At 73.6% G+C, this 11,444-nt stretch carries 1 protein-coding gene and 1 pseudogene; both read right to left on the reverse strand.

Annotation, left to right across the window (positions count from 1 at the left end; genetic code table 11):
* Positions 1 to 19: 19 nt before the first annotated feature.
* Positions 20 to 1,276 carry a crotonyl-CoA carboxylase/reductase gene (gene ccrA / locus OG780_RS01515; protein ID WP_328443825.1) on the reverse strand — a complete coding sequence of 419 codons (1,257 nt, stop codon included), beginning with the start codon at positions 1,274 to 1,276 and terminating at the stop codon, positions 20 to 22.
* Between the two features lie 60 nt (positions 1,277 to 1,336).
* Positions 1,337 to 11,386, reverse strand: a pseudogene (locus OG780_RS01520) (type I polyketide synthase); the annotation flags it as partial.
* Positions 11,387 to 11,444 lie beyond the last annotated feature (58 nt).

Below are 11,444 nucleotides of genomic sequence, written 5' to 3' on the forward strand. Positions count from 1 at the left end.
GGTTCGTACGGCGGGACGGTCAGGCGGCGGCGAGTTCGAGCGCGATCTCGCCGCGCCGGGGCGCGTTCACGAGGACGGCCATGTTCCCGGAGGGGTGCACGTTGTCGTGCATCATCTGGTGCATGCGCCCGATGTCCTGGAGGCCTTCGCAGACGGACAGACAGGGGTCGAGCATGCCGGCGCCGACGAGGCTGATGACCTCGCGGCACTGGCGGGTGTCGGCGTAGTGCGAGCCCTGGAGGCGCTTGGAGCGCATCCACAGGTGGCGCAGGTCGACGTCGCCGTTGTAGCCGGAGGTGCCACCGCAGATCACCACCATGCCGGCGTTGTCGCACAGGTACATCGAGGTCGGCAGGGTGTCCTGGCCGCTGTGCTCCAGCACGATCCGCGGGGACCTGCGCTCGCCGAGGATCTCCCAGACCTTCTTGCCGACCCCGCGGGCGCCGCGCAGGAACCGCGCCGACGCCTCGGCGTCCCCGGCATCGGGCAGCCGGCCCCAGTGGTCGAAGTCGCGGCGGTTGATGGTGCCCGCCGCACCGAGACGGCGGCAGTATGCGGAGCGGTCCTCGCTGGAGACCACGGCGATCGGGATGCCGCCGGCCAGCCTGACGAGTTGGATGGCCATCGAGCCGAGGCCGCCCGCGCCGCCCCAGATCAGCACGGGGTCGCCGGGGCGGACCGTGTTGCCCTGCCAGCCGAACAGCTGTCGGTAGGCGGTGGGCCCGGTGAGCAGGAAGGCCGCCGACTCCTCCCACGACAGATGGGCGGGCTTGGGGTGGCACTGGTACTCGTCGACGCGGCAGAACTGCGCGAAGGAACCGTAGTTGGTCTCGTATCCCCAGGCCTTGATGCTCTCCGAGACCAGAGGGTCCGTGCCCAGCCGGATGTCCGCGGCGGCCTCGTCCCACTGGCCGCTGGTGAGCAGCACGTGGTCACCCACCTTGACACTGCGGACGCCTTCGCCGACGGCCCACACCACGCCGGAGGCCTCCGAGCCTCCGATGTGGAAGTCCTCGGGCTGGCCCTGGCGCTGTCGCATGCCGATGACGTCGACCGGCTCGCCCAGCGAGGACCACACATTGTTGTAGTTGATGCCGGCGGCCATCACGTAGACCAGCACCTGGCCCCGGCCCACCTGGGGGGTGTCGACGACCTCGGTGCGGAACGCCTGCTTCGGCTCTCCGAAGCGGTTCTGGCGGATCACCGAGGCGTACATCTGCCGCGGGACCTCACCGAGGGGCGGGGTCTCGCCTATCTCGTAGAGAGTCTTCGTCATGGTTTCTCTCCCACATCTGCTCTGTCCGGGTCCGGGGTGCCCGCGGTGGTCGCGGGCCGGTCATGCGGTCGTTGCGTCCGGAGGTGCGGCAGGGCCGGACGGATCGGTGACGACGTCCGCCAGCCAGGAATCCACCGCCGCCGCGGTGCTGCCGGCGTGGTCCTCCAGCATCGAGTAGTGGTTTCCGGTCACTTCGACGATCGTGTCCACGTGCTCGGGCGGTGCCGCGCGCCCGTCGCCGTCCGCGGCGTCGGCCAGCATGGGCTCGCTCGCCCGTACGAGCAGGGTCGGCGCGGCGATCCGCGGCGCGGCCCAGCCGTCGAACAGGCGCATGTAGCGGCCCATCGCGGTGAGCTGTTCGCCGCCGGACCTCATGAAGTCCAGGCGCTGCGACTGTGCCTGGGCCATCGCGTTGAGCACCTGGTGGTCGAAGGGGACCTCGCGGCTGAAGCTGTCGACCATGACCACGGCCGCCGGTCGCTCGCCCATGGCCTCCAGGTGTGCCGCCACGCCGTGGGCGATCCAGCCGCCCGAGGAGTAGCCGAGCAGGACGACCGGCTTTCCGCCGGCGCACTCCCGTACGGTCTGCGCGTGCAGCCGGAGCACGACGTCCGGATCGGACGGGACCGGCTCGCCCTTCTCGTAGCCGGGGTGGACCAGCGCCCACACGTCCAGCCGGTCGCGGAAGGGTGCGGCGAACCGCGCGTACTGATGCGCCCCGGCCGGTACGACGTACGGCGCCAAGCACATCAGCGCGAGGGGACGGTCGCCTTGCGACAGCCGTACCGGGGCGGGCCGCCGGTCCAGTTCCTCGGGCCGCGCGAACGAGGGCCGGAAACGGGCCGCCTCCATCAGCATCCCCATGGCCTCGGCGGCCGTCCCGTTCTCGCTCGCGTGCCGGTAGAGCTGCACCAGCATGTCGGCGGACCGCTCCTCCGCCGTGCCGTGGTCGGCGCCCCGGAGCCGCGTCAACAGGTGCCTGGCGAGCCTGGCGGGCGTGGGATGGTCGAAGGCCAGTCCGGCGGGCAGGCGGACACCGGTCGCCGCCGACAGGCGCCGACGCAGGTCGATCGCGGTGAGCGAGTCGAAGCCGAGCTCCAGGAAGTGCGCGGTGGGCGGCACGTCCTCGGCCGACGCGTGGCCGAGGACCACGGCGCTCTGGGCGCGGATGTGCTCCAGCAGCCGCTCCTCCTGCTCGGCCGGGGCGAGTGCGGCGAGCTCGGTCGCCAGCGCCGCTTCGGCGCCGGTCTCCTCGCCGGCGGCCTGCTCGGCCTCCAGGAGCCGCTGTACGTCGGGCAGGTCGGCCAGCAGCGGGCTGGGCCGTCCGACGGTGAAGGCGGGCAGGAACTTCTCCCAGTCGATCGGGGCGACGACGAGGGCCACCTCGTCGTGATCGACGGCCTGGCGCAGGGCGGAGATCGCGAGCTCGGGGGCCATGGTGCCCAGACCCCGCCGCTCGCCTCGCTCCTGGACCGCGTCGTCGACCATGCCGCCGCCCGCCCAGCCGCCCCAGGCGACCGAGGTCGCGGTCAGGCCGCGGGCCCGCCGCCGCAGTGCCAGGGCGTCGAGGAAGGCGTTGGCGGCGGCGTAGGAGGCCTGCCCACCGCTGCCCCAGACGCCGGCACCGGAGGCGAAGAGGACGAACGCGTCCAGCTCACGGCCGTCGAGCAGCTCGTCGAGGTGGACGGCGCCGGCGACCTTGGCGGCCGCGGTCTCGGCGAACTCGTCGAGACCGGCGGCGGCCAGCATGGACGACCGTGCCGTGCCGGCGGCGTGCAGCACCGCGGTGAGCGGGTGCCGGGACTCGATGCCGGCGAGCAGCCGCGCGACCGCGTCGCGGTCGGCGATGTCGCAGGCGGCGATGGTCACGTCGGCGCCCAGGGCGGTCAGCTCCGCGTGCAGCTCCCGCGCACCGGGGGCGTCGGGCCCGCTCCTGCTGGTGAGCACCAGGTGCTGCGCGCCCGCGCCGGCCAGCCAACGGGCGAGGTGCCGGCCCACGCCACCGGTTCCGCCGGTGACCAGGACGGTGCCGCGCGGCTGCCACGGTGTCGCGGACTCCACGTCGGCGGGCCGCGCCCGGCCCAAGCGCCGGCCGTACACGCCGTCGACCCGTACGGCGAGCTGATCCTCGTCGTGCCGGGCCAGCGCCCCGGCCAGGCGGCGCAGCGCGTGCTCGTCCAGCTTCTCGGGCAGGTCGACGAGACCGCCCCAGCGCCGGGGCAGTTCCAGTGCGGCGACGACGCCCAGGCCCCAGAGCTGTGCCTGGCCGGCGTCGCGCAGCGGGTCGGTGGCTCCGGTGGACACGGCTCCGCGGGTCGCACACCACAGCGGTGCCTGGACGTCGGCGTCGCCCAGCGCCTGCACCAGGGTGACGGTCGCGGCGAGGCTCGCGGACAACGTGGGGTGGGCCGGGTGGCGGCCGGGGGCGAGGCCGAGCATCGACAGGACACCGGCGGGCTGTTCGCCGCCGAGTTCCTCGGTGAGCCGCTGCGCGGCCCGGGCACGGTCGCAGTCGGCGGGGAGTTCGACGACCCGCACCTTGGCGCCGTGGGCGCCGAGCACGCCGACGACGCACGGCGCCCACTGCTCGTCCGCCATTCCGGCGGGGAAAACGGCGAGCCACAGGCCGTCCAGGCCGGGGGCCGGGTGGTCGGCCAGCCGCCGGAAGGAGACTCGGTAGCGCCAGCCGTCCACGGTGGACTTCTCGCGACTGCGCCGACGCCACGCGGACAGCACCGGCAGCGCCGGGCCGACGAGGTCGGCGTCATCCGCCCCGAGTTCATCGGCGAGCCCGGACAGGTCCGTGTTCTCCACCAGCTCCCAGAACCCGGCCTCGACCGGATCGGTGCCCGCGGGCACCGGGTCGGCGCTCTCCAGCCAGTACCTCTGCCGTTGGAACGCGTACGTCGGCAGGTCCACACGCCGTACCGGACGCCCGGCGAAGGGGACCGTCAAGTCGACGTGCACGCCGCTCACCTGCAGTTCGGACACTGAGCGCAGGAAGCGGTCCATGCCGCCCTGACCCCTGCGCAGCGAGGCGCCGGTCACGGCGTCGGCACCGGCCTCCTCCGCGATCTCCTGCACCGAGCCGGCCAGCAGCGGGTGCGCGCTGCACTCGACGAACACCCCGTGCCCGTCCGTCAGCAGCGACCGTACGGTCCGCTCGAACTCCACCGTGTGCCGCGCGTTGCGGTACCAGTACTCGGCGTCCAGGGTGGTGGTGTCCAGCACGGTGCCGGTCACCGTGGAGTAGAAGGGGATGTCCGCCGCGTGCGGCGCGACCGGGGCGAGCAGCTCGAGCAGTTCGGGGCGCAGGCTCTCTACCTGGGCGGAGTGCCCGGCGCCGGTGGCGCCGCGGACCCTGCGCACGCGCACGCCCTCGGCTTCGAGTTCCGCCAGGAGTTCGTCGACCGCGTCGGGCTCTCCGGAGACGGTCAGGGCGGCGGGCCCGTTCACGGCGGCGACCGACAGCCGGTCCCCGTACTTCTCCAGCCTCGCGCGCACCCGATCGGCGGGCATGGCGACCGCGAGCATGGCGCCCTTGCCGATGAGCCTGGTCAGCGAGCGGCTGCGCAGGGCCACGATCCGGGCCGCGTCGTCCAGGGTCAGCGCGCCCGCGACGTACGCGGCGGCGACCTCGCCCTGCGAGTGGCCGACGACGGCGGCAGGCGTCACACCGTAGGAGTGCCACAGGGCGGCCAGCGACACCATGACGGTGAACAGCGCGGGCTGGGCGACCTCCACCTCGGCCACGTCCGGCGCGTCGGGCTCGGCGCGCAGGACGTCGAGCAGCGGCCAGTCGAGGTAGGGAGCGAACGCCTCGGCGCAGGCCTTCGCCCGCTCGGCGAAGACCGGGGCGGTGTCCAGCAGTTCGCGGGCCATCTCGGTCCACTGCGAGCCGTGGCCGGGGAAGACGAAGGCGACCTTGCCGGAGGCCGCGGCGATGCCCTGAACCACGGTGTCCGCGGGTTCGCCGTCGGCGAGCGCCGCGAGCCCGGCCCGCAGCTCGTGCCGGTCGTGGCCGACGACCACGGCCCGCTGCTCCAGCGGCGTCCGCGTGGTCACGAGGGCGCGGCCGACGTCGGGCAGCGAGAGCCCTTCGGCACGGTCGAGGTGGTTCAGGAGCCGGCGGGCCTGCTCGCGCAGGGACAGGGCGGTCTTCGCGGACAGCGCCCACGGGAGCACGTCCAGGGGCCGGGCGGCGGTCGCGTCCTGCGCTGCGGGGGTCTGCTCGCCCTCGGTGGCGGGCACGGTCCGCGGGGCCTGCTCGATGATGGTGTGCACGTTGGTGCCGCTCATCCCGAACGAGGAGACAGCCGCACGCCGTGGCCTGTCCCGGTCGGGCCAGGCGGTCTGCTCGGTGAGCAGGCGCACGTTCCCCCTGGACCAGTCGACGTCCGGGGTCGGCTCATCGACGTGCAGCGTCCGCGGCAGGACACCGCTGCGGATGGCCATCACCATCTTGATGACGCCGCCGACGCCCGCGGCCGCCTGCGTGTGGCCGATGTTGGACTTCAGCGAACCGAGCCACAGCGGCCGGTCCTCGGCACGCTCCTCGCCGTACGTGGCCAGCAGCGCCTGTGCCTCGATCGGGTCGCCGAGCCGGGTCCCGGTGCCATGGGCCTCCACGGCGTCCACCTCGTCCGCGGCGAGCCGGGCATTGGCCAGCGCCTGCCGGATGACCTGCTGCTGGGCCTTGCCGCTGGGCGCGGTCAGGCCGTTGGAGGCGCCGTCCTGGTTGACCGCGCTGCCCCGCACGACGGCGAGGACCTCGTGCCCGTTGCGGCGGGCGTCGGACAGCCGCTCCACCAGGACCAGGCCCACGCCCTCGGCGAAGCCGGTGCCGTCGGCGGACGAGGAGAACGCCTTGCAGCGGCCGTCGGCGGACAGCGCGCGCTGCCGGCTGGACATCGTGAACGCGGACGGTCCGGCCATCACCATCACTCCGCCGGCCAGTGCCATGGAGCACTCGCCGCCCCGCAGCGCCTGCACGGCGAGGTGGAGGGCGGTCAGCGAGGACGAGCAGGCGGTGTCGACGGTGACCGACGGGCCCTGCAGGCCGAAGGTGTAGGAGAGCCGGCCGGAGATCACGCTGGCCGCGTTGCCGCTGGGAATGTAGCCCTCGACGCCGTCGGGCACCTTGAGCGGGCGGCCGGTGTAGTCCTGGTAGCCGGAGCCGACGAAGACGCCCGTGGCGGTGGAGCGCATCGCGTGGGGGGCGATCCCGGCGCGCTCGAAGGCCTCCCAGGTGGTCTCCAGCAGCAGGCGCTGCTGCGGGTCCATGGCGACGGCCTCACGCGGGCTGATTCCGAAGACCGCGGGGTCGAACTCGTCCGCGTCGTGCAGGAATCCGCCCTGGGTGGTGTACGTGGTGCCGGGGTGATCGGGGTCCGGGTGGTAGAGCCGTTCGACGTCCCAGCCGCGGTTGCCGGGGAAGCGGGAGATGGCGTCGCGGCCGGAGGCGACCAGTTCCCACAGGTCCTCGGGTGAGCGCACGCCGCCGGGGTAGCGGCAGGCCATGCCGATGATGGCGATCGGCTCGTCCAGCACCGCGGCGGCCGTGGCGGCCGTGGCCTTCGCGTCCTGGCCGCCGGTGAGTTCGGTGAGCAGGTGGGCGGCGAGGTCCGCGGCCGTGGGGTGGTCGAAGACCAGCGTCGTGGGCAGGGCGAGGCCGGTGGCCTCGTTGATGCGGTTGCGGAGTTCCACCGCGGTCAGGGAGTCGAAGCCGAGGTCCCGGAAGGGCCGGTCGGTCTCGACGGCGCCCGCTCCGCGGTGGCCGAGGACGGCGGCGGCGTGCGTGCGCACGAGGTCCACGAGGGCCCGTGCGCGGTCCTCGTGCGACAGCCCGGCCAGGCTCTCGGCGAGCGCCCCGGAGCCGCGGCCCGCTTCGGGGGCGTCCTCCGCGAGGATCGCGCGTACCTCGGGGAGGTCGCCGAGCAGCGGGCTGGACCGGCCGAGGGTGAAGGGCACGATGAAGCGCGGCCAGTCCACGTCGGCCACGGTCAGCAGGATCTCGTCGCGGTCGAGCGCGTGCTGCAGGGCGGTGATCGCCGATGCGGGGGTCATCGCGCGAAGGCCGCGGCGGCGCAGCCGCTCCTCGTCGTCGCCGTCCTCGACCATGCCGCCGTCGGCCCAGGGGCCCCAGGAGACGGCGGTCGCGGTGAGTCCGCGGTCGCGGCGCCGCCGGGCGAGAGCGTCGAGGAAGGCGTTGCCGGCGGCGTAGGCGGCCTGGCCGCCGCTGCCCCAGACGCCTGAGACGGAGGAGAAGAGGACGAAGGCGTCGAGCTCCTGGTCGCCCAGCAGTTCGTCCAGGTGCGCCGCGCCGCCGGCCTTGGCGGCGAGCGCGGCGGCGAAGGCGGCCGGGGCGGTGGCGTCCACGGTGCCGCCGTCGGCGACTCCGGCGGCGTGTACGACGGCGGTGAAGGCGTGCTCGGCGAGCAGGGCCGCCACGGCGTCGCGGTCGGCCACGTCGCAGGCGGCGAGTGTGACGCGGGCACCGAGGGCTTCCAGTTCGTCCCGCAGGGCGGCGGCGCCCGGGGCGTCCGCGCCCCGACGGCTGGTGAGGACGAGGTGTTCGGCGCCGCCGCGCGCCAGCCAGCGGGCGACGTGGCCGCCCAGCGCACCCGTACCACCGGTGATGAGGACGGTGCCGCGGGGCTGCCAGCGGCGGGTGGCCGCCCGTGCCGGTGCGTGGGCGAGCCGCCGGGCGAAGACGCCGGAGGAACGGACGGCGAGCTGGTCCTCCTTCCACCGGCCCGTCAGCGCCTGTCCCAGCACGTCGGCCAGGCGTGCGGCGGCCTGGTCGTCGACGGACTCCGGCAGGTCGATCAGGCCGCCCCAGCGCCGGGGCAGCTCCAGGGCGACGGTGCGGCCCAGACCCCAGACCTGGGCGTGCCGGGCGTCGCGTAACGCGTCGGAGTCGCTCACGGCCACCGCGCCCGAGGTGAGGCACCACAGCGGGGCGTCGACGCCCGCGTCGCCCAGGGCCTGGACGAGCAGCAGCGTGGGCAGGACGGGGTCGCCGGTGACGAGCAGGGACAGCACGCCGTCGACCGGTCCGATCCCGGCCAGTTCCCCGGCCAGAGCGGCGCGGTCGCTCGCCGCGCCGACGGCCAGCGTCTTCAGAGTGGCGCCGCGGGCGGTGAACGCGGTGCGGACCGCGGCGGTCTGCTCGTTCTCCTCCTCCGGCACGGCGAACAGCCAGGTGCCGCCGATGCCGGCCGACGCGGGCTCGCCCAGGCGCTTCCACGACTCGCGGTAGCGCCGGCCGTCCACGGTGGACTGCTCCTTGCGCTGCCGCCGCCACGACGACAGCCTCGGCAGCACGTCGCTGAACGCGTCCCCTGCCCCGATGTCGAGCGTCTCGGCGAGGGACTGCAGGTCCTCGCGCTCGACGGTCTCCCAGAACTCCGCGTCCAACGGATCCACCGCCGGGGCGGCGGCAGCGGTTTCCGGGGCGTCGACCCAGTACCGCTTGTGCTGGAAGGCGTAGGTGGGCAGGTCGGTCTTCCGCGCACCGGCGAAGAACGAGCTCCAGTCCACGGACACGCCGTGCACGTGCAGTTCGGCGAGCGCCGTGAGGAGTGCCTGCCGCTCGGGGCGGTCGGCTCGGAGTACGGGGACGGTGACGATGTCGTCCGCACAGCCCTGCGCCATACCGCTCAGCACACCGCCCGGACCGATCTCGATGAAGGTCTTCACGCCCAGGTCGTGCAGGGTGCGCACGCTCTCGGCGAAGCGGACGGTCTCGCGCACGTGCCGGACCCAGTACTCGGGGGTGTACGCCTCGACGGGCTGACCCGTGAGATTGGAGACGACGGGGATCCGCGGCTGCTCGAAGGCCAGGCCACGGACGACCTCGGCGAACTCCTCCAGCATCGGGTCCATCAGCGGCGAGTGGAACGCGTGACTGACTTTCAGCCGGGACGTCTTACGGCCCTGCTCGGCGAAGCCCGAGGCAATCGCCAGGACCGCCGTCCCGACACCGGAAACCACAACCGACGAGGGGCCGTTGACCGCGGCGACGCTCACCCCGTCGGTGAGGTGGGACAGGACTTCCTCTTCGGTGGCCTGCACGGCGACCATCGCGCCGCCCGTGGGCAGTGCCTGCATCATTGCGGCACGCGCGGACACCAGTTTCGCCGCGTCGTCGAGGGACAACGCACCGGCCACGTGCGCGGCGGCGATCTCGCCCACGGAGTGGCCGGCGACGAAGTCGGGCCGGACGCCTAAGGATTCGAGGAGCCGGAACAAGGCCACCTCGACCGCGAAGAGGGCGGGCTGGGTGCACCCGGTCCGGTGAAGCGTTTCGGCATCGACGTCGACGGGGGCGTCCAGATGCGCGCACACCTCGTCGTAGGCCGCGGCGAAGGCGGGGAACGCCGCGTACAGTTCCCGCCCCATGCCGATGCGCTGCGATCCCTGCCCGGAGAAGAGGAAGCCGGTCCTGCCGCCGGCCGGGCGCCCCAGCAGCACACGGGACGAAGGGGTCCCGGCGGCCAGGTCCGCCAGCCCGAGGAGCAGTTCCTCACGGTTCCTCCCCACGACCGCGGCCCGGTGACGCATGGCCGCGCGAGTCGTGGCCAGCGACAGTCCGACGTCCTGGGGCCGGACCTCGCCCCGTACCAAGGGCAGCAGCCGGGCAGCCTGGGCCCGCAGCGCCGCGTCGCTCCTGGCGGAGAGCACCCACGCCAGGGGGCCGTCGGCGGGAACCCTCGCGGGCTCCTCGTCCTGGGTCGGCGGGGCCTGCTCGATGATGGTGTGGGCGTTGGTGCCGCTGACGCCGAAGGACGACACGGCAGCACGGCGCGGGTGATCGGTCCCCGGCCACTGGACGGCCTCGGTGAGCAGCCGTACCGCGCCCGCCGACCAGTCCACGTGCGGCGTCGGCTCGTCCACGTGCAAGGTCTGCGGAAGCACTCCGTGGCGCATGGCCATGACCATTTTGATGATGCCGCCGACGCCCGCGGCCGCCTGCGCGTGGCCGATGTTGGACTTGAGCGAGCCCAGCCACAGCGGCCGGTCCTCCGGCCGCTCCCGGCCGTACGTGCCGAGCAGTGCCTGTGCCTCGATGGGATCGCCCAGCGTCGTGCCGGTGCCGTGCGCCTCGACGACGTCGATCTGGGCGGGAGACAGGCCGGACGATGCCAGCGCCTGGCGGATCACCCGCTGCTGCGCGGGGCCGTTCGGCGCGGTCAGACCGTTGGACGCACCGTCCTGGTTGACGGCGCTGCCACGGACGACGGCCAGCACCTGGTGCCCGTTGCGGCGGGCGTCGGACAGCCGCTCCACCAGGAGCAGGCCGACGCCCTCGGCCCAGCCGGTGCCGTCGGCCCCGGCGGCGAACGGCTTGCACCGTCCGTCGGGGGCCAGCCCGCGCTGACGGCTGAACTCCACGAACGCGGTAGGCGTGGTCATCACCTGCACGCCGCCGGCCAGCGCCATGGAGCACTCGCCGTTGCGCAGAGCCTGGATCGCCCAGTGCAGCGCCACCAGCGACGACGAGCACGCCGTGTCGACGGTGACCGCCGGGCCCTCCAGGCCGAAGGTGTAGGCGATGCGACCGGACATCACACTGGCGGAGTTGCCGGTCCCGAGATGGCCGTCGGACTCGCCGCCCACCCCGACCAGGAGGTTGACGTAGTCCTGGTAGCCGGAGCCGACGAAGACTCCTGTACGGCTGCCGCGCACCGACTCCGCGTCGATGCCGGCGCGCTCGAACGCCTCCCACGTGGTCTCCAGCAACAGGCGCTGCTGCGGATCCATCGCCACGGCCTCACGCGGGCTGATCCCGAAGAACCCCGGGTCGAACTCCCCCGCGTCGTACAGGAATCCACCGTGCCGCGCGTACGTCTTCCCCGTCGCCTCCGGATCCGGGTCGTAGATGTCCTCCACGTCCCAGCCCCGGTCCGCCGGGAACCCGCCGACCGCGTCACCACCGGCGGCCACCAACTGCCACAGGTCCTCCGGCGAACGCACCCCGCCCGGATACCGGCACGCCATACCGACGATCGCGATGGGTTCCTGGTCCTTCTCCTCGACCTCGCGAAGGCGCTCCCGGGCCTGACGAAGGTCTCCGGTGACGCGCTTGAGATACTCGAGAAGCCTGTCTTCGTTGCTGCTCATCCGCCTCATCCGTCCTCGGCTGTCGTTAAAGGTAGAGCGCCAA

The organism is Streptomyces sp. NBC_00386 (assembly GCF_036063235.1).
In the GTDB taxonomy this organism is placed as follows: domain Bacteria; phylum Actinomycetota; class Actinomycetes; order Streptomycetales; family Streptomycetaceae; genus Streptomyces.